The sequence below is a fragment of the Pseudomonas sp. NFX5 genome (assembly GCF_049132125.1).
GTDB classification, from domain to species: domain Bacteria; phylum Pseudomonadota; class Gammaproteobacteria; order Pseudomonadales; family Pseudomonadaceae; genus Aquipseudomonas; species Aquipseudomonas marginalis.
Genome location: NZ_JAFMZG010000044.1, coordinates 115,043 through 131,797 on the forward strand (window position 1 = coordinate 115,043; position 16,755 = coordinate 131,797).

Below are 16,755 nucleotides of genomic sequence, written 5' to 3' on the forward strand. Positions count from 1 at the left end.
GGTACTGCAAGTGAAAATACGGATACCTAGAACTCCGCCACTTATGATGACTTACAGCATCTGGGGTATCTGGGGCTTTTTGATTCTGGGCAGCTGTCTTTGGCTGATTGTTGGAAGCCTCAAATATTGGGGGGTATTGAGTAGTGACTTTGCCAGCTGGGTGCAGGCCTTCGGATCGATCATAGCCATCGTCGCAGCAGGTGCGTTTCCTGTCTGGCATGAAACTCTGAAGCAACAACAAGAGCAACGTCGCATCAAAGAACTGCTTTTGATGGCAACAGTCCGGCAGGTGGATATGCTCGAGCGTTTGTGCAGTGTTGTGGCCAAGGCCAATGAAGACTTTGGTCGAGAAAGTATTAACGGCTACCTTGAGGAGGGAAGGCACCTGAGATGGTCGGCCCATATTGACGGGCTTAATGCATTTCCCATGGTGCAGCTTAGTCCCCACGACTTCGAGGTTATAGGCATTTTGAAGGTGGCGGCAGCGTACGGGGAGAGGGTCTCCGGAAAGCTCAACGACTGGATATCTTTTGACGATCAGTATCGGAATGAGGGCAAATTGTTGTACGAGCACTTTCAACAGACAGAATTTATAAAACAGCGTTTTTTGCGCTGAGTCTTCCCATGTCTCAAGCGGCTTCCCCCCCAAAACAAGCTGCGCGAGCGGGCATTCCTGAGCGTTTAGCGCTGCATCAGCGAGCGCTGCCCCGCGCAGCTTTTCGTGGGGTATAAGCCCCTCGTCAGTGGCGGTGTAAGGGGCAATAATACCTGCTGCTGCGCAGCAGAGACTGTTTGTTTCTATCGTGTCGACACTGTCTGCAGCGCGGAGCAAAGCGGACAGGGCACTGGTGTTTTTCTGTTGGGTCTTCATGCCGCTTTCCTCCGGTGTTCGATAGAGAGTTGGTCCATCAGGCGTTGGTGGTAGGTGATGCGTGATTCTGCGGCAGGCCATGGGCGGATGATTTCAACCATAGGTTCGATGCCGACCAAGCAATCCCAGATAGCCGGATCGGTTGGCATGAGGTCGCGGCGCTCGGTAGCCAGTGCAATCAGGTCGGCTAGGAGCACGCAGGCAGGAAGATTCAAGGCCAGGTCGAAGCGCTCACAAACGCGCCCCCAGATCACGTCCTCGAAGCCCCGGTAGTCGGGCATCCACTGCTTGAGTGGGCAGGTGATGTCGCCCAGGTATGCCTCGGTTGCGTCGTGAAGCAAGGCGGCAAGCTTGTGTTCTTCCGGTACCAGCTCGGCGACGATGCAGCTGTGTTGGCCCACGCTGTAGAACTCGCGGGTGTGGCCGTTGAATCGGCACAGGTGGGCTAGTGCTTTCAACTGGCGGTCAAACTCTTTGCTGTAGCGGGGCAGGGCGCGAAGATCCTTGGTGGCCTTTGCATGTTGCTGTTGCAGTGTGCCGGCGGCCTGGGGCGTTAGACGCAGCATCGGAATGGCACGGCTCATACGTCACCGCCGACTGCTTTTTGATTTCGGGTATGAAGTTCCGCTTCGGTTCTAAAAAATAGCAGTGCTTTGCGGGCTTCTTCAGGGCACATTGCTTCGGTTGGCCCTCGCTCAATCACCCATCGGCCTTGGGGCTCAGTGATTGAGCTATTTGCTGGGGTCGGTTCCAGCTTTGGCGCTGCTGGGTCTAGTAACGCCGCCATGGCGAGTGCTTGGTCGCGCAGAGCTAGCGAGTCACGTTCGAGCTTCTTGCCGGTGCGGAACGCGCTGAAGGTTTCCGCCGCAATCCGCAGTTTGTCGGCAATGTCCAGCAGCGTCTGGCGGGCCGAATCCCCCAGCTTCGATGCATCCAATGCCCGCTTGTAGTGGGCAAACAGTTGCTTGTGGTGAGTCTGGGCTTGCTCAAGCAATAGCTCCAGGCCCCGGATGGCGCCCGAGCTATCTGATTGCTGAATAGCCTTGCCTTCATCGATGCCTTCGATGCGGCCATCAATCAGGCCTCCTCGATAGCCGACCCAATAGAGGATCGCGGCTGCGAAAATGATGCTGATCAATGCGCAGATTTGAATTGCGGTCATGTGGTGTGCTCCTGGTGGTGTGGTGGCCGGTGGTGGCAGCCAATTGAAGTGTTATTCGTCGTCTGGATCTGGTGGATCTGTCAGGCCACACATCAGCTTGGCCTGATAGTGCATGTAACCCTCCTCTCGGAGGGCGTCGTAGCGCTGATAGTCGGCGGCTAAGTAGCTGCACTCATCACACAGCCGGCTGCCCTGTCCTTCGGCAGACAACGGTGCCTCGCAGTGTCGGCATTGATCTAGCAGTGACATGTCACACCTCGTCTTCGACGGCTTCTGGTCGCGGCATATCTTCATCTGCCTTGTAGGCGCGAATGTCGATTAGCGAGGCCACATGCTTGATGTGAGCGTACTTCGGAGCCTTGCGGCTGTTGACCAGCGTTGTCACGGGCAGTTGAATTCGGCCTGTGGTAATTGCGTCGGCAAAAGATCCTTCGTTGAGGTTCCGGAAGTATCGTTCGCGCAACTTTTCCACCGGGATCAGAACGTCACCAAAGGTCCGGTACAGCAGTTCGACTGTCACCGGATCGGGTGCGGGTAGCAGTCTTAGTGGCTGTTGGTCAGGGCGTGCAGTCATTGGGTTTCTTCCGTTGAGGATGATTCCAGGCATTCAAACAATGGCGTTTGGTCAGCTCCCGCAGATGTTCTGGCACTTCGAGGAGTGCGGCATTGCGCTCCTCGCGTGTGCGCATGGCGACGATCTGGCGGGCGTATTCCCTAGGCCACGTCACGGTTGTCTTCCGGGATAGCTGGCATTTCGAGTCCCAATTGATCGGCAAGCCAGCGCATGCCCGCCTGCCTTACCTTGGTCGACTGGCTGTACTGCATCCCTGCTTTTTCGTGGTACCAGTTGCTGTCTTTCACCCGCAGATACTCGCGATCACGGACAGGGAAGGCTGGAAGGCGACGGTCATTGAGCAAGCCCTTTTCGCGCATCATGACGATCAATTTGGGGCGTGTGAGTCCGAAGTACTTGGCGGCTTGTTCCAGGTTACGTTCCATGTCGTCCTCCTAGGCGGCCATTGCCAAGCGGTGGCCGGTAACAAAGCGTTCGAGATGCCCTGCAAGGACGGCATAGGCTTCGCGAGGGGGGCTTGGCAGAAGAATCTGGGCGCTTGCATCGTCAGTTTCGAGGGTTGCGACTATCGCGCCACGCTGGGTTGGTGCGACGGTGAGTCGTAGGTCTTCGATGCCGGCGATACGTGGAAAGTAGCTTCCTTTGCCCGTCCTGACGGCGTGGCGAAGCATGATCTCTGTATCTGTCGCAAGCTCATGCGCGCCCGCTTCATCGAGAGACATCGACTCAACACCCCCATTCGCGCTCGCTTCGATGAAACGGGCGGCTCGCCGGCCGTTGTTGCGGTGCTTGCGATCCATCGTGACGCTATTGCGCGTTCCACCAATAATGACCACCAGGTGGACAGCCGAGGTGCATTGATCGAGTTCGACGGTTGCTTGAACGTTCGTTCCGATCTCGGTTTTGAGGTCGTGATGGAATGTGCCGGTCAAGCGGATCTGTGCCGCAAGCAGTTGTTTGGACTGATTGCTGAGTTTTAGCCGGCTCATGCTGCCTGCCCTCCGCCGTTAGGATCGAAAGGGGCAGGTGTGAAGCGTTGCTTCAGCTTGGACTTGGACGCGATGAAGGTGCAGCCGCAATCTTGCGCCAGGCGGCGGATTTCGAAGATTCGGGAAGGGTTGGCAGCGGCCGGGTGGACGTGCAGGGTGGCTGTGGTGTGCATGGTGATGCCTCGCTCTGTGGTGGAAGAGTGAGGTAAATATCAACCAGTGGTTTAGATATGTCAACAACTAATGGTTGATAATTCTCTGCGAATTGAGATGCGCCATCATATGTGGACAGAATGATGGCAACACATTATCGTCGTTTTTTGTCTACTCTCAGCGCATGAAGGATCATATGACCACTAGTAAAATTAAAATCAAATTGGGCGCGATTGAAATCGAATACGAAGGCTCGGAGTCCTTTCTAAAGGAAGAGTTGCCTCAGTTGCTAGGCGCGGTATCTGAACTTTACCAAAAGTCACATGCAACTCTATCTGTGGTAACGACTCCATCAAATCCCGTTAGTGCGAATGAGACAAATGCGACAGCAACCGCTTCCCAGAAAATCCAAACCACTACTGGTGCCCTTGCCGCACGCCTGCAAGTAAAATCGAGTGTCGATTTAATTATTGCAGCAGCAGCGAAGCTTACATTCGATGATGGTCTGGTCGTCATTTCCTCCGCCCGACTACTGGAAGAGATAAAGAGCGCGCACTCTTTTTACAAGGCAAGCTATGGCACTAATTTTAATCGGAGTCTTGGTCAGTTGGTGAAAAGCGGCAAGTTGAATGAGCCAACAAAAAATAATTTTGCGCTATCTTCTAAAACAATTGCAGAGTTGGAGTCGCGAATTGTTGAGTGATGAGGTAAAAAGAGACCTGCTAGCTTTAGTGGATATTCCGCTAAATAAAAAGCTTCTAATCTGTATTGCTGCTGAGCCTCCGGTCGCTAGAACTGTTTCTGAAATTCGTACGATTGCTATGGGGTTTGGACTGAGATCTGTTAAGACCAGTAATATTTCTGCAATATTGTCTCGGTGTAAAGGGTTAGTTGTAAGATCCGCCCTCGGTTGGGAACTGACCAGTCTAGGTAAGCAGGAAGTGGCAGATTTATCGGTGCGCGCTCTACCGTCGGTGACGATGCTGGTCATTTCAGGGCTGCGTAATCAGCTATCGGTCATTAAAGAAGCTGCTGCCAGATCATTTGTTGACGAGGCGATTAAATCACTTGAGTTGCAGCTTTATAGGTCTGCAATAGTATTGTCTTGGGTGGGGGCAATTGCAGTTCTTTACGATGCGGTAGTTGAAAGGCACTTAGAGCAATTCAATGAAGAAGCACTTCGGCGCGACGCTAAATGGCGCGCGGCTAAAAGCGCTGATGACTTGTGTCGAATGAAGGAGTATGATTTTCTTCAAGTATTGGCTGCAAAATCTATTATTGGCAAAAATGTTAAAGATGAGCTGGAGGTTTGTTTAAAGCTTCGTAATGGGTGTGGGCACCCGAATTCACTTGTTGTTGGCGAGCACAAGGCCTCGGCCCATGTTGAGACGCTGCTTCAGAATATTTTCTCAAAATTTTGAAATTTAGTCGGGTACAAATGATCCAACTACTTTTCCGCAAATATGTGTCTCTTCTGTAATATCAATTATAGGATACTGCGGGTTGATTGGTTTTAAGAACTGTCGCCCGGCGTCCTCTACAAAAACTTTAAAAGTCGCCTCATTTGTGCGTGGTACTCGTGCTATTACTCGGTCACCCGTTTTTGTTTCTGCTTCTGGATCAACGAATATGATGCATCCAGTTGGATAGCTACGGCCTGGCCCTGGATTGGTCATTGAGTCGCCAAGTACCTTCAATGCATATCCGCTTTCACTAATCGCGACTGGACAGGACAACCAGGTTTCACCATCGTGAGGCTCGAAGTTTGCTTCGCACCATGCACCTGCTTGCACCCATGAAATCAGCGGAACCTTTCCAAATCGCCCTGTGACCTCACGAACATTGCTTTCATGCCCGCCTGCGAATGGATAAACATTATTGTCTCCAGCTGGCTCTTTAGGCAGCACGCCGTACTCCAACCACTCCCGACGCACCTTTAGCCATGAGCACAACGCAACCATGCTGTCTGCTTCGGCTATGGCATCACCATTCAGCCATTTGCTGACCGCCTGCGGGCTCTTATCTACTCCGACGCTTTTCAAGTGCTTATGAATATCCACCCCACGACCCCGGGTTCGTACACCGGCGTCGTCGAGGGCTTCGTGTAGGCGCGCCGTGAAGGCTGCCCGTAACTCATTCTTATCAACCATAAGTTGATACTCTCATAGGGGTTGCACAATAGTCAGTTGATGTTAATATCAACCGCGAGTTGATAATGGAGGTTGCCATGTTGGACCCCGCAGATTTTCCGAACGCCATCGCGTTTGCATTTGAAGCAGTTGGCGGCATTGGTGCCGCCGCCAAGGTGTGTGAAAGGAGTTATCAGGCGCTCAATAAATGGCGCTTGGCTGCCAGTCTTCCCCGCACCGATTACACCGGTGAAACCCAATACGCCGCACTTTTGGCGACCGCTGCAAAGCAGAAGGGCAACGCGTTTGATGCTGCCTGGTTGCTCACCGCATCGGCCCCGCAGAAAGCTGCAGCGTAGATAGAAAAAAGGCGACCCAAGGGCCGCCCAGTTCCTCCCGGCACACACCACCACAGTGTTGTCGGGTCGCGATAAAGAGTTGCGGGCACACCACATGCAAACCACCTCTCTTTACCGCGTTGCCAAGGCTCGGATGCCTTGGGTTGCTGCCTTTTCCACCACAGATTAGGCAGCTGTTGCGCCAGAGGTGAGAGACGGATCACTTACCTCGGCACGGTGCCGGTTTTGATCTTGAGGATCTTGCCGGCGTTTGGGCCCTTTCAAGCCACGCGGCAAATGTAACACCACTGCACGCCGCGCGGCACTGGCAACTTATAAGGATTAATGCCATGAGCCGAATTGCTCTGAGTTGCGTTGATCGAGCACAACGGGAAGTCCTGACGCTCGAATTAGCGCTTTACCACGCCGCACGGGATTATCCGGGTGGCGCGGCTGCAATCGCCGCCACCACCGGCCGCAATGCCACAACGTTGCAACACAAGTTGTCTCCAACCCACCCCTCGCACACGGTCAATATTCAAGAGTTTGGCGAGATCCTCGAGCTGACCAAGGACCGTCGGATACTCGATGCTGTGCACGGCCTTGTTGGCGACACTATCTGGCAGGAGCTGGCCGAGTCGTACACCAATGACATGCCCGAAACCCTTACCACCGGGATTGCGCAGTTCTTCCGGCAGGTAGCGGACCTGTCCGAAACTTGGGCCAAGCATATTGGCGACGGCAAAGTCGACGACGGTGAGTTGGCTGAGATACGCCAGTTGGTGTTTCGCGGCATCCAGGGTTTGTTGGGTATGTACAACCGCGCCCGCTACGTCAACCAGACTACTAGTGGGGTGGAACGTGGCTGATATTGCTGACTTTGCAAATGACCTGGTGCAGGAGCGACTTGATCAGGCTTTGGCTGCTCGCGCAGCCCAGCTTTCTGCCACGACCCTGCATTCGTTGATGTTCTGTGATGAATGCGATGAGCCAATCCCGGAAGCTCGTCGGTTGGCACAGCCCGGTTGCACTCACTGTGTTGAATGCCAATCCGCAGACGATCTGAGGGCTTCCCGTTATGCTCGATGAGGTAATTAATCAGTTCGCGGATTATGGCCTTGAGCCTGATCAGCCATTGGTTTTCGGCAAGCTCACTCGCTGCAAAACCACTCAGGACAAGGGCAAGGAGAAAAATGGCTGGTATGTTGTCCACGAACACCGCACCGAGAAGAACGAAACTCTGATATTCGGTAGTTTCGGTGATTGGCGATCTGGCGATACCCAAAAAATCAAAGTAAAGGCCGGACGCATGAGCCCGGAAGAGCGCGAGGTAATGCGTGCTCGACAGGAAGATGCAAAGCGCAAGGCTGCCGAAATCGCGGCCAACGCGTCCCGCCGAGCGGCCAATCGTGCATCGGCATTGTTCCAGCGCATGCCAGAAAAGGGTAAAAGCGCCTACCTGGAACGAAAGCAGATCGTAGGCTTTAAGGTTCGCTATGCGCCACGCACAGGCGCATTTTTAGTGCCCATGTGCAACGTGCGCGACCAGATCGTCGGCCTGCAGGTGATCTTCCCCGTGAAGCAAGAGGACACCGGGCGCGACAAAGCGTATTGGCCCTACGGTATGTCGAAGGAAGGCGCTTTCCACTTGATCGGCCCGCACCCTGAACCGGGTGAGCCAGTGCTGGTGTGTGAGGGTTATGCCACGGGTGCAAGCCTGCACATGGCGACTTCGCTCGCTGTCGCCGTCGCCTTCGACGCGGGCAACTTGCTGCCGGTCTCCAAGGCCATGCGCGAACGTTTCCCCGGTTGCCCGCTGATCATCTGTCGTGACGACGACTGGAAGACCAAGCGCTCCAACGGCGATGCCTGGAACCCTGGCGAAGAAAAGGCCAACAACGCCGCTCTGATCGTCGGTGGTCAGGTGGTTGCTCCGGTGTTCTCCGGTGAGCGCGAAACCAAGTGGACCGACTTCAACGACCTGCATATTGCAGAAGGCCTAGAGGCTGTCCGCCGTCAGGTGCTGGCGGTGGTCAGGCCTCCTGCAGCTGGTGGTTGGAAGGATCAATTGGCCCGAACCGAAAACGGATCTTTGATAGCGCACATGCAGAATGTCGAGCTGATTCTTGGCAACGATGAGCGTTGGGCGGGAGTGATCGGCTTCAGCGCGTTCAGCTCAAAAATCGTTAAGTTACGTGCTGCCCCATACGGTGGCGGTGTCGGCGACTGGGCAGATATCGACGACATGCTTGTAATGAAGTGGCTCGCACAACAGTACAACCTTCGGGTCAAGGCCAGCAGCGTGATCGAAGCAGTTAGTGTGGTTGCCCATGATCATGCCTTCCATCCTGTACGCAATTACCTCCATGGTCTGGAATGGGACCGTGTTCCACGGTTGGCTACGTGGTTGACTGACATCATGGGCGTTGAAGCAACTGACTACAGTTCGAAGGTTGGTAAGCGCTGGATGGTGTCAGCGGTCGGGCGCGTGATGCAGCCAGGTTGTAAGGCTGACTCGGTGATGATCCTCGAAGGGGCACAGGGCGCTGGTAAATCAACAGCAATGTCTGTGCTTGGCGGTGCCTGGTTTATGGATACACCTTTCGCCCTGGGCGATAAGGACGGCTTCCAGGCGATCCGTGGTAAGTGGATCATTGAGTTGGGGGAGTTGGATAGTTTCAACAAAGCTGAGTCGACCAAAGCTAAGCAGTTCTTCTCTGCTTCGACTGACACCTATCGCGAGAGCTATGGCCGAAGAACGATGGACGTGCCACGCCAGTGTGTTTTTGTGGGTACGACGAACCAAGACGAATATCTCAAAGACGCCACGGGTAACCGGCGTTACTGGCCTGTCGCGTGTACCAAAGTCGATTTGGAACAGTTGCGCGAAGTCCGCGACCAGCTCTGGGCCGAAGCGATGTTCTGTTATCAGTCCGGTGACATTTGGTGGGTCAACCGGGATGAGGCTCCACTATTCGCCGAGGCGCAGGAGTCGCGCTTTGTCGTGGATGAGTGGGAAGGTCCGGTCGTCAAGTGGTTGGAAGAGTCTCAGATCGGCGCAACAGCGAGCGGCGAGGATATTTTGGCTGGTGCGTTGAAGCTCGATTATGGCCACTGGGGCAAGCCTGAGCAGATGCGTGTCGGGGCGATCATGCATCGACTCGGATGGCGAAAGGTGCGACTGCCGCCGTTGCCCAAAAGTGGTATTCGGCCATATGCCTACAAGAAGCCAGATCATTGGGGCAATACATCAGCGCTGCAGGTTGATAGCGCACGTGATGAGGAGCCTTGCTTTGATTAAACGAATCGATGAAATGCTCAAGCTCTGGGCGCAGGATCTGCATTCGCCAGTGCCCGAAGGCTCTGGTGGGCCAAGTGGCGGCAACATGATTGCCATGCTGATGGAGTGCAAAGGGGAGTTGATACGCGGCACGCGTGGCAGTCGGGTACTGTTAGATGAATCGGCCGACATCGAGCTCATCGTCAACAAGCACTTGCCGCCGCAGCTGTCGGTCGTCGTGCGTGAACACTACTGCAACCACGAAAGCTTCCCGTCGCAGAAGTACACCCACTGTGGGTGTAGTCGCGATACCTACTATCAGCGCCTGCATGAAGCGCACCTGCACATTGCCGACATGCTGATGGGGAAGGCTGCGTGACCTTTCGCACACTTGCGCCTACAACTGTCCTACTGTCCGGCCTTGCCCTACCTCAAGTTTGCAAGGTAGGACTGCTGGAGGCCGCGCATTCCGTGGCCTGTCCTACCTCCCTACCTAATATCGCACGACGCACATATGAGCGTTGCGCATCGCATCACGCGCCGCTGGCGCGCACGCGTTTTTTTAGTTTTCTCTCTTTACACGAGAAAAAGTTAAAAGAGGTAGGGCAGTAGGGCAAGGCCCCGAATTCAGCGGGCTCCAGCTGTCCTACCTCCCTTCTGAATAGTGGGGCAGGTAGGACAGCGCCGGAGGCGCTGGAAGCCGAAATAAAGATATTCACCGACATTGCCTAGGCGTAGACCAGACATTCGCCGGGTGGCATTAAAACAGGGTTGCTGCCACCGGAATCCACCTGTAAAAAGTAGTCATCTTCGATAGGTGCGACCGCGAGCAGCGGGACACACCACCACACTAGACCCGGCCATTGCGCCGGGTTTTTGCGTTTATGGGGTAGGGCGATGACAAACGAGCAGCAAGCGCTTATTGAGATGCCGATCTGGATGGTGATCCTGCTATCCCTGATCGGCGGTATTTCCGGCGAGGCATGGCGGGCCGACAAAGCGGGGGTAAGCGGCTGGTCATTGGTTCGCCGCTTGCTGCTTCGATCCGGGGCCTGTGTGGTCTGCGGGCTCTCCACCATGATGTTGTTGCACGCATCGGGCATGTCGGTCCTGGCGGCGGGGAGCATTGGCTGCCTCACCGCGATGGCAGGCGCCGATGTCGCCATTGGCCTGTACGAACGCTGGGCCGCCAAGCGGTTGGGCGTGTGCGATGTGCCGCCCTCGGGCAGCGGGCAGGTCTGATGCTCTGGAGGCCTCGAAATACGTGGCCTGTAGAGGGTTGCGTCAAAATAGTGCGCCGAAAAGTCGCCGGGGACCCTGGCAGCATTCTAGGGACACGGGGCATGAAACCCGCGGGAAAGCGTTAGCGGGTGGGCTGCCAGCTTACTGAAATTCAATCCATTGAAATTGAAAGGTTTCCATTGAAAAGCCGTTGAAAGGAGGGCTTATGACGGATCCATTGTTTCTGTCTAAAAGCGCTTTCGCGGCTCGCATCGGCAGGACGCCGAGTTACATCACCTGGCTCAAAGGTAACAATCGCCTGGTCCTGTCGCCGGACGGCAAGATGGTCGACGTGCTGGCAACTGAAGCGCTGATCGTCGAAACCGCCGACCCCAGCAAGGCCGCCGTCGCTGCTCGACACCAGCAGGACCGGATCCAGCGTGACGTTTACAGCCAACTATCCCCCCTGGTCGAGCCGACTAACACGGCTGCGCCGCCGCGGCCTATTGCTGTCGGCGCCAAGGGCCACGACTTCCAGAAGGCTCGCGCCATGCGCGAACACAACCTGGCGCAGCTGGCCGAGATCGAGCTGCACAAGGCGCAGGGCTCACTGGTAGCCAGGGATGCTGTCGAGATGGGGGCGTACAACGCGGGGCGCCATCTGCGCGACCAGTTGTTCGGCCTGTTGCCCCAGCTGTCCCACAAGGTTGCAGCCATGACCGATCCCTGGGACATCGAGAAACACCTGGCGGCGACACTTCGTAAATCACTGGAAGAGGCTGAGCGCATGTCCTCGTCCGACCTTGAACGAGCAATGACAACGAGCTGACCTATGACCACGGAATTTCCTGACGGTGACCGTGCGTACCGTGAGGCGTATTTCCGTGGACTACGTCCTGACCCTGACCTCTGGATCGACGAATGGGCCGACGAGTACATGCGCATCCCGCGCGATACCGGCGCCCCTGAGCCAGGCCAGTACCGCACGGATCGGACACCGTACGCTCGCGAACCCATGCGTTGCTTGTCACCGGCTCACCCGTGCCGGCGAGTCATCACCATGGTGGCCTCGCAGTTGATGAAAACCCAGATCGCCTTGAACTGGATGGGCGGCCTGATCCACATGGCGCCATCCAACATCCTTGCGCTGCTGCCCAGTCTGAGCCTGTCCAAGCGGGTTTCCGGACGGATCAGCAAGACGATCAAGGCGACCCCAGAACTGGCGAAGCGTGTGGCAGCCAGCCGCTCACGGGACGCCCGCAACACCATGGACACCAAAGAGTTCGAGGGCGGCGCCTTGTACGTTACCACGGCGGGCTCGGCAGCCAACCTATCCGAATTGTCGGCACGCTACATCTACGGCGATGAGGTCGACCGGTGGGAGAATGACGTCGGCCAGGAGGGTGATCCCATCGTGCTTGCAGAAACGCGGGCGACCAACTTCGGGCGCAATGCCAAGATCTACTTTTCCAGCTCGCCGACGATCAAAGGCGCCTCGCGGATCGCGGACCTGTTCGAGTCCAGCGACCAGCGTTACTACTACGTGCCGTGCCCTTCATGCGGGCATATGCAGGTGCTGGAGTGGGAGCGGCTGCTCTACAGCAAGGACTACCGCACGGTTCACTACCAGTGCGCCGCGCCTGAATGTGACGTCCTGATCGAGGAGCATCACAAGACCGACATGCTCGCCCGGGGTGAGTGGCGTGCCCATGGCAGCGGCGATGGCAAAACGGTGGGTTTCCACCTGAATGCGCTCTACTCTCCGATTGGCTGGAAGGACTGGGCCTCGCTTGCGGAGGAGTTCGAAGACGCCAAGAAGGCCCAGACCAAGGGCGACATGGGGCTGATGCAGGTGTTCTACAACACCCGTCTCGCCAAGGTCTGGGACAGCGCGCAAGAGCAGACCAAGGCTGAAGTGCTGATCGCTCGGGCACGACTGGAGACCTACACCCTCGGCAGTATGCCGGTGGGCGTGCTGATGCTGACCGGCGCCGTCGACGTCCAGGCAAACCGCCTGGAGCTGATGGTGATGGGCTTTGGTGTTGGGATGGAACGTTGGGTGGTCGACCACCAGGTGATCTGGGGCGACCCTGCGGATGAACGTACCTGGGCGGTGTTGGACGAAAAGCTCAAAGCCCGATACCGGCATCCCTGCGGTGTTGCCTTGGCGATCCTGGCGACGGGCGTCGACTCTGGTGGTCACCACACCGATGAGGTGTACCAGTTCTGCCGCGTGCGGCGCTGGCGCAACGTATTCGCGCTCAAGGGGGCGAGCAAGCCCGGTAAGCCGGTGATCGCTCAGCGGCCATCCATGGTTGACGTGACGTGGAAGGGGCAGACCGAGCGCGGCGGCGCCGAGCTGTGGTTTGTCGGTACCGACACCGCGAAGGACTGGATCTACAACCGCTACGCCTTCGAGGACGGGCCTGGCTCTCTGCACTTTGCCAACGACCTACCGGACGAGTTCTTCGCCCAGTGCGTGGCCGAGCGCAAGGTCGCCCGGTACGTCAAAGGCTACAAGCGTATCGAGTGGGTCAAGGGCAAGGCCGAGCGCAACGAAGCGCTCGACCTGATGGTGTACTGCCTGGCGATGGCGCATTACCTGGGCATCAACCGCTACCAGGAACACGACTGGGAGCGGGTACGCCAAGCGCTGGCTCAGTCCGGTTTGTTCGACGATGTGTTGGGCGTCAAGCCCGTACAAGGCGAGCGCGTTGATTCTGACGAAACACCAGCACCGGTTGCGGCGCGTCAGTCGCAACCTGCACCGGCACCTGCACCACCTGCACCACCTGTGGCCCAGCCGCGACCCGCTGCACCCCCACAACGCCGCAGCTCCACCAGCGGTTACCTGAAGAGACGTTGATATGTCGTTTACCCCGAAGCACCTCGAAGTCATCGAGCGCGCCATTGCACGCGGTGAAAAGACCGTGCGCTACAGCGACCGCACGGTGGAGTACCGCTCTATCGACGAACTGCTCAAGGCACGCGACGAGATCCGCACGTCGCTGAGCCAAGCCGCCGGGCCGCGTTCTCGCGTGATCCGGCTTACCCACGGAGGCAAGGGAATCTAATGGCCCGACATTATCCGACGCTGACCCGTAACGGATTCTTGCTGCCGTCGAACATCAAGGCCAGTTACGAAGGCGCCGGGGAGGGCCGTCGTTCGGCCAGTTGGGAAGCCACCGACAACGGTATCAACAGCATCAACACCCCGGCACTGCGCAACCTGCGTGCGCGCTCTCGGGCGGCAGTACGCAACGACCCGTATGCGTTCAACGTCATCGACAAGCGCGTCAGCAACTTGATCGGCACCGGCATCACGCCCAGGCCAACCACGGATGACGCGTCACTGCGCAAGTTGAAGCAGCAGCTGTGGGACGACTGGGTGGATGAGGCGGACACCGATGAGCTGACCGATTTCTACGGCATGCAGGCCCTGGTGGCGCGCACCGTTGAAACGGCTGGTGAGTGTTTTGTGCGGTTACGGCCGCGCGGACTGAATGAGGGTTTGGCGGTGCCGCTGCAGCTGCAAGCGCTGGCCCCTGAATTTGTTCCTCACGACAAGTTCGAGACCGCCAAAAACGGCAACGTCATCCGCGCCGGGATCGAGTTCAACCCGGCTGGCAAGCGTGTGGCGTATTACATGTACCTATCGCATCCCCGCGACTCGTCGTCGTTGAACGCCGGTTACAACCAACTGGTGCGCGTGCCGGCAACACAGGTGCTGCATATCTTCGAACCGATGGAGCCCGGGCAGTTGCGCGGCGTCCCACGTTTGGCCCCGGTGCTGAAGCGCCTGCGCAGCTTGGATAACTACGACGACGCGGTGCTGTTCCGGCAGGAAGTGGCGAACCTGTTCGCGGGCTTCATCAAGCGACCGGCACCGGAGGCAATGCAGCAGCCTCGCGATCCCGTGACTGGCATGCCATTGAATGTCGACCGCGACGGCTTCACGCCGATGGTCGCTTTGGAGCCCGGCACCATGCAGGAGCTGGGGCCAGGTGAAGAGGTGGAGTTCTCCAAGCCACCAGATGCCGGCAACAACTACCCGGATTTTATGCGGCAGCAGCTGATGGCTGCGGCGGCGGGTTCGGGGACGCCTTACGAGATCCTCACCGGCGACATGCGCGAGGTCAACGACCGGGCGCTCCGGGTGGTGCTCAACGAGTTCCGGCGGCGCCTGGAGCAGCTGCAATTTGGCGTTTATGTGCATCAGCTGTGTCGTCCGGTGCGGGCGGCCTGGATGGACATGGCGGTGTTGTCCGGCGCCCTGGTGCTTGAGGACTACGCACAACGCCGTCGCGAATACCTGCGCACCCGTTGGGTACCGCAAGGCTGGGCCTACATCCAGCCGGTGCAGGACGTACAGGCGCGACGAATGGAAGTGCAGGCGGGCTTTGCGTCGCGCAGCGAGATGGTGCTGCGCACCGGCTACGACGCGGAAACGGTCGACGCAGAAAACGCCGCCGATCTCGCCAGGGCGACACACCTCGGACTCAACTACACGACTCTTGAAGCCATCGAGACGATTGATGACAAGGAACAACCATGAGCAAAAAAGCGAAACCTCGGGTTTACGACAAAGCTGGTAAGCAGGTAAACGTCGCGGACAAAAGCTGGTACACGCTCCAGGCCAGCGGCGAAGCCGAGCAGCGCAATATCGAGATCTTCGTCTATGGCGAGATCGGCGCTTGGGGCGTTACCGCCAATCAGTTCGTGCAGGATCTGCGCGCCATGGATGACGGCGTGTCACCGGTGATTGTTGCGTTCAACAGTATCGGCGGTGACCTGTTTGACGGTCTGGCGATCCACAACGCGCTGTCGCGCTTGGGCGAGCGTTGCACCGGTCGTATTGATGCCCTGGCGGCCAGCGCGGCCAGTGTCGCGGTCTGTGGCGCTCACCGGGTGGTGATCGCTGCCAACGCGATGTTGATGATTCACAACCCCTACACCTTCACCGGTGGCGATGCGGAAGACTTCCGCCGCGTTGCCGATGTACTGGACCAAACGCTGGAAGCGATCATCGCGGCCTACAAGGCCAAGGCGCCGGACATTGATGAGGCCGAGCTCCGGCGCATGGTTAACGCTGAAACCTGGCTCACGGCCAACGAGGCGGTGGCACTTGGCCTGGCCGATGAAGTGGGGGATGGCCTCAAGGTAAGTGCCTGCCTCGGCCAGGGAAGTGTATTGCAGCGTTTTCAGCATGCCCCGCCTGAGCTGCTCGCTCAGCTCGATGAAGATCCAGAGGTGGAACTGCCAGAGCCGAACGATCCAGCGGCGCCGGCTCCCGTGGTGGACGCGGCAAAACTGGCGCTGATGGTCACGCAAGGTTGCGCAGCAGCAGGTATCAACAACCTGGTGGAGCCGCTGCTCGCCACCACCAAGCTGGAAAGCGAAGCGGTGATCCAGGCTGCTCTGACCAATGCAAAAGCGCTGCATGGCCTCTGTGTTGCGGCGCGGTTGCCAGAACTGACCGGCGAATTTATCACCGCTGGCCTCGATGAAGCCGCAGTTCGAGCGCGTCTCTTCGACAAGCTGGTCAGCAGTGGTGGCGGATTTGAAATCAACAACAGTCTGCCGTTGGATGTTGACCCCGTACCCACGGTCAAGGCCAAGCAGGTCGATACCCACGCAATCTGGAGCAGCCGTCAGGCGGCACAGAGCGGAACCTCGAAAGGAGCAAGAGCATGAAAATTGAATCGATGCACGCGGGCGAGTTCCTGCTGTCCGAGGGCGCCGGCAACATTTCCCGCGAAGCGATCAACGTCGCCGCCGGCGCCGCGCTAGAACCGGGCCAGATCCTGGGCCTGATCACTGCCACCAGCGAATTCGCGCCGTATAAGCCGACCGCCGAGGATGGCACCGAGAACGCCATCGCGATCCTCTATGGACCGTTGGGCGAATCTGATGTGGTAAGGCGCGGTCGTGCAATTGTGCGGCTCGCCGAAGTCAGCGAAGCGCATTTGACCGGCCTCGATCCCGCCGCCGAGAAGGCCCTGGGCGTCAACCACATCATCGTCCGCTAAGACGATCAC

At 57.5% G+C, this 16,755-nt stretch carries 21 protein-coding genes and 1 pseudogene; 15 read left to right on the top strand and 7 right to left on the bottom strand.

Going from position 1 to position 16,755, the window contains the following annotated elements:
• Window positions 1-43 precede the first annotated feature (43 nt).
• Window positions 44-616, top strand: a complete 573-nt coding sequence (locus tag J1N02_RS28480) for a hypothetical protein (protein ID WP_421148091.1) — start codon at window positions 44-46, stop codon at window positions 614-616.
• A gap of 251 nt (window positions 617-867) precedes the next feature.
• On the opposite strand, the gene J1N02_RS28485 is transcribed toward J1N02_RS28480, so the two are convergent.
• From J1N02_RS28485 to J1N02_RS28510, 6 genes and pseudogenes are all read right to left on the bottom strand, one after another.
• Window positions 868-1,455: a phosphohydrolase gene (locus tag J1N02_RS28485; protein WP_421148092.1), complete on the bottom strand. Its 588-nt coding sequence runs from the start codon at window positions 1,453-1,455 to the stop codon at window positions 868-870.
• Window positions 1,456-1,634: 179 nt separating this feature from the next.
• Window positions 1,635-2,033, bottom strand: a pseudogene (locus J1N02_RS28490) (hypothetical protein); the annotation flags it as partial.
• 250 nt (window positions 2,034-2,283) lie between these two features.
• Window positions 2,284-2,607 carry a pyocin activator PrtN family protein gene (locus J1N02_RS28495; protein WP_421148093.1) on the bottom strand — a complete coding sequence of 108 codons (324 nt, stop codon included), beginning with the start codon at window positions 2,605-2,607 and terminating at the stop codon, window positions 2,284-2,286.
• Window positions 2,608-2,747: 140 nt separating this feature from the next.
• Entirely contained in the window at window positions 2,748-3,032 is a 285-nt protein-coding gene (locus J1N02_RS28500) for a phage antirepressor KilAC domain-containing protein (RefSeq protein WP_421148094.1), read from the bottom strand.
• A 9-nt stretch (window positions 3,033-3,041) separates the two neighbouring features.
• Window positions 3,042-3,596, bottom strand: a complete 555-nt coding sequence (locus tag J1N02_RS28505; protein ID WP_421148095.1) for a hypothetical protein — start codon at window positions 3,594-3,596, stop codon at window positions 3,042-3,044.
• Window positions 3,593-3,769, bottom strand: coding sequence for a hypothetical protein (locus tag J1N02_RS28510; RefSeq protein WP_421148096.1), 177 nt, complete (start codon window positions 3,767-3,769; stop codon window positions 3,593-3,595). Before J1N02_RS28510 ends, J1N02_RS28505 begins: the two co-directional genes overlap by 4 nt.
• A gap of 176 nt (window positions 3,770-3,945) precedes the next feature.
• Between J1N02_RS28510 and J1N02_RS28515 the strand changes: the two genes are divergently transcribed.
• Both J1N02_RS28515 and J1N02_RS28520 read left to right on the top strand, forming a co-directional pair.
• On the top strand, window positions 3,946-4,452 hold the full coding sequence (locus J1N02_RS28515; RefSeq protein ID WP_421148097.1) for a hypothetical protein: 507 nt from the start codon (window positions 3,946-3,948) through the stop codon (window positions 4,450-4,452).
• A complete protein-coding gene (locus J1N02_RS28520; protein WP_421148098.1) occupies window positions 4,379-5,170 on the top strand; it encodes a hypothetical protein in 792 nt (263 codons plus the stop codon). The genes J1N02_RS28515 and J1N02_RS28520 overlap by 74 nt, the downstream gene beginning before the upstream one ends.
• Window positions 5,171-5,173: 3 nt before the next feature.
• Here the strand turns inward: J1N02_RS28520 and J1N02_RS28525 are convergent, their stop codons facing one another.
• Complete coding sequence (locus J1N02_RS28525; RefSeq protein WP_421148099.1) at window positions 5,174-5,899, bottom strand: LexA family protein; 726 nt, start codon at window positions 5,897-5,899, stop codon at window positions 5,174-5,176.
• Between the two features lie 77 nt (window positions 5,900-5,976).
• On the opposite strand from J1N02_RS28525, the gene J1N02_RS28530 reads away from it, so the two are divergent.
• From J1N02_RS28530 to J1N02_RS28585, 12 genes are all read left to right on the top strand, one after another.
• Window positions 5,977-6,237: a hypothetical protein gene (locus J1N02_RS28530; RefSeq protein WP_134657363.1), complete on the top strand. Its 261-nt coding sequence runs from the start codon at window positions 5,977-5,979 to the stop codon at window positions 6,235-6,237.
• A 329-nt stretch (window positions 6,238-6,566) separates the two neighbouring features.
• Complete coding sequence (locus J1N02_RS28535; RefSeq protein WP_421148100.1) at window positions 6,567-7,085, top strand: phage regulatory CII family protein; 519 nt, start codon at window positions 6,567-6,569, stop codon at window positions 7,083-7,085.
• Window positions 7,078-7,305, top strand: a complete 228-nt coding sequence (locus J1N02_RS28540) for a TraR/DksA C4-type zinc finger protein (RefSeq protein WP_181078120.1) — start codon at window positions 7,078-7,080, stop codon at window positions 7,303-7,305. The genes J1N02_RS28535 and J1N02_RS28540 overlap by 8 nt, the downstream gene beginning before the upstream one ends.
• Window positions 7,295-9,517, top strand: a complete 2,223-nt coding sequence (locus J1N02_RS28545; RefSeq protein WP_421148101.1) for a VapE domain-containing protein — start codon at window positions 7,295-7,297, stop codon at window positions 9,515-9,517. Before J1N02_RS28540 ends, J1N02_RS28545 begins: the two co-directional genes overlap by 11 nt.
• A complete protein-coding gene (locus tag J1N02_RS28550; protein ID WP_421148102.1) occupies window positions 9,510-9,875 on the top strand; it encodes a hypothetical protein in 366 nt (121 codons plus the stop codon). The genes J1N02_RS28545 and J1N02_RS28550 overlap by 8 nt, the downstream gene beginning before the upstream one ends.
• A 518-nt stretch (window positions 9,876-10,393) precedes the next feature.
• Window positions 10,394-10,738 (top strand): phage holin family protein, encoded by a 345-nt coding sequence (locus tag J1N02_RS28555; RefSeq protein ID WP_104503377.1) that lies wholly within the window; start codon window positions 10,394-10,396, stop codon window positions 10,736-10,738.
• Window positions 10,739-10,943: 205 nt separating this feature from the next.
• On the top strand, window positions 10,944-11,546 hold the full coding sequence (locus tag J1N02_RS28560) for a terminase small subunit (protein ID WP_421148103.1): 603 nt from the start codon (window positions 10,944-10,946) through the stop codon (window positions 11,544-11,546).
• Window positions 11,547-11,549: 3 nt separating this feature from the next.
• Window positions 11,550-13,583, top strand: coding sequence for a phage terminase large subunit family protein (locus J1N02_RS28565; protein ID WP_421148104.1), 2,034 nt, complete (start codon window positions 11,550-11,552; stop codon window positions 13,581-13,583).
• Window position 13,584: 1 nt separating this feature from the next.
• A complete protein-coding gene (locus J1N02_RS28570; RefSeq protein ID WP_034106735.1) occupies window positions 13,585-13,791 on the top strand; it encodes a phage head-tail joining protein in 207 nt (68 codons plus the stop codon).
• Window positions 13,791-15,272, top strand: coding sequence for a phage portal protein (locus J1N02_RS28575; RefSeq protein ID WP_405125753.1), 1,482 nt, complete (start codon window positions 13,791-13,793; stop codon window positions 15,270-15,272). Before J1N02_RS28570 ends, J1N02_RS28575 begins: the two co-directional genes overlap by 1 nt.
• On the top strand, window positions 15,269-16,411 hold the full coding sequence (locus J1N02_RS28580; RefSeq protein ID WP_421148105.1) for a head maturation protease, ClpP-related: 1,143 nt from the start codon (window positions 15,269-15,271) through the stop codon (window positions 16,409-16,411). The genes J1N02_RS28575 and J1N02_RS28580 overlap by 4 nt, the downstream gene beginning before the upstream one ends.
• A complete protein-coding gene (locus tag J1N02_RS28585; RefSeq protein ID WP_405125755.1) occupies window positions 16,408-16,746 on the top strand; it encodes a head decoration protein in 339 nt (112 codons plus the stop codon). Before J1N02_RS28580 ends, J1N02_RS28585 begins: the two co-directional genes overlap by 4 nt.
• Window positions 16,747-16,755 lie beyond the last annotated feature (9 nt).

Bases quoted from the DNA above. Each gene is read 5' to 3' on its own strand.
- J1N02_RS28480 (WP_421148091.1), top strand. From the start codon at position 44: ATGATGACTTACAGCATCTGGGGTATCTGGGGCTTTTTGATTCTGGGC.
- J1N02_RS28485 (WP_421148092.1), bottom strand. From the start codon at position 1,455: ATGAGCCGTGCCATTCCGATGCTGCGTCTAACGCCCCAGGCCGCCGGC.
- J1N02_RS28495 (WP_421148093.1), bottom strand. From the start codon at position 2,607: ATGACTGCACGCCCTGACCAACAGCCACTAAGACTGCTACCCGCACCC.
- J1N02_RS28500 (WP_421148094.1), bottom strand. From the start codon at position 3,032: ATGGAACGTAACCTGGAACAAGCCGCCAAGTACTTCGGACTCACACGC.
- J1N02_RS28505 (WP_421148095.1), bottom strand. From the start codon at position 3,596: ATGAGCCGGCTAAAACTCAGCAATCAGTCCAAACAACTGCTTGCGGCA.
- J1N02_RS28510 (WP_421148096.1), bottom strand. From the start codon at position 3,769: ATGCACACCACAGCCACCCTGCACGTCCACCCGGCCGCTGCCAACCCT.
- J1N02_RS28515 (WP_421148097.1), top strand. From the start codon at position 3,946: ATGACCACTAGTAAAATTAAAATCAAATTGGGCGCGATTGAAATCGAA.
- J1N02_RS28520 (WP_421148098.1), top strand. From the start codon at position 4,379: ATGAGCCAACAAAAAATAATTTTGCGCTATCTTCTAAAACAATTGCAG.
- J1N02_RS28525 (WP_421148099.1), bottom strand. From the start codon at position 5,899: ATGGTTGATAAGAATGAGTTACGGGCAGCCTTCACGGCGCGCCTACAC.
- J1N02_RS28530 (WP_134657363.1), top strand. From the start codon at position 5,977: ATGTTGGACCCCGCAGATTTTCCGAACGCCATCGCGTTTGCATTTGAA.
- J1N02_RS28535 (WP_421148100.1), top strand. From the start codon at position 6,567: ATGAGCCGAATTGCTCTGAGTTGCGTTGATCGAGCACAACGGGAAGTC.
- J1N02_RS28545 (WP_421148101.1), top strand. From the start codon at position 7,295: ATGCTCGATGAGGTAATTAATCAGTTCGCGGATTATGGCCTTGAGCCT.
- J1N02_RS28555 (WP_104503377.1), top strand. From the start codon at position 10,394: ATGACAAACGAGCAGCAAGCGCTTATTGAGATGCCGATCTGGATGGTG.
- J1N02_RS28560 (WP_421148103.1), top strand. From the start codon at position 10,944: ATGACGGATCCATTGTTTCTGTCTAAAAGCGCTTTCGCGGCTCGCATC.
- J1N02_RS28565 (WP_421148104.1), top strand. From the start codon at position 11,550: ATGACCACGGAATTTCCTGACGGTGACCGTGCGTACCGTGAGGCGTAT.
- J1N02_RS28570 (WP_034106735.1), top strand. From the start codon at position 13,585: ATGTCGTTTACCCCGAAGCACCTCGAAGTCATCGAGCGCGCCATTGCA.
- J1N02_RS28575 (WP_405125753.1), top strand. From the start codon at position 13,791: ATGGCCCGACATTATCCGACGCTGACCCGTAACGGATTCTTGCTGCCG.
- J1N02_RS28580 (WP_421148105.1), top strand. From the start codon at position 15,269: ATGAGCAAAAAAGCGAAACCTCGGGTTTACGACAAAGCTGGTAAGCAG.
- J1N02_RS28585 (WP_405125755.1), top strand. From the start codon at position 16,408: ATGAAAATTGAATCGATGCACGCGGGCGAGTTCCTGCTGTCCGAGGGC.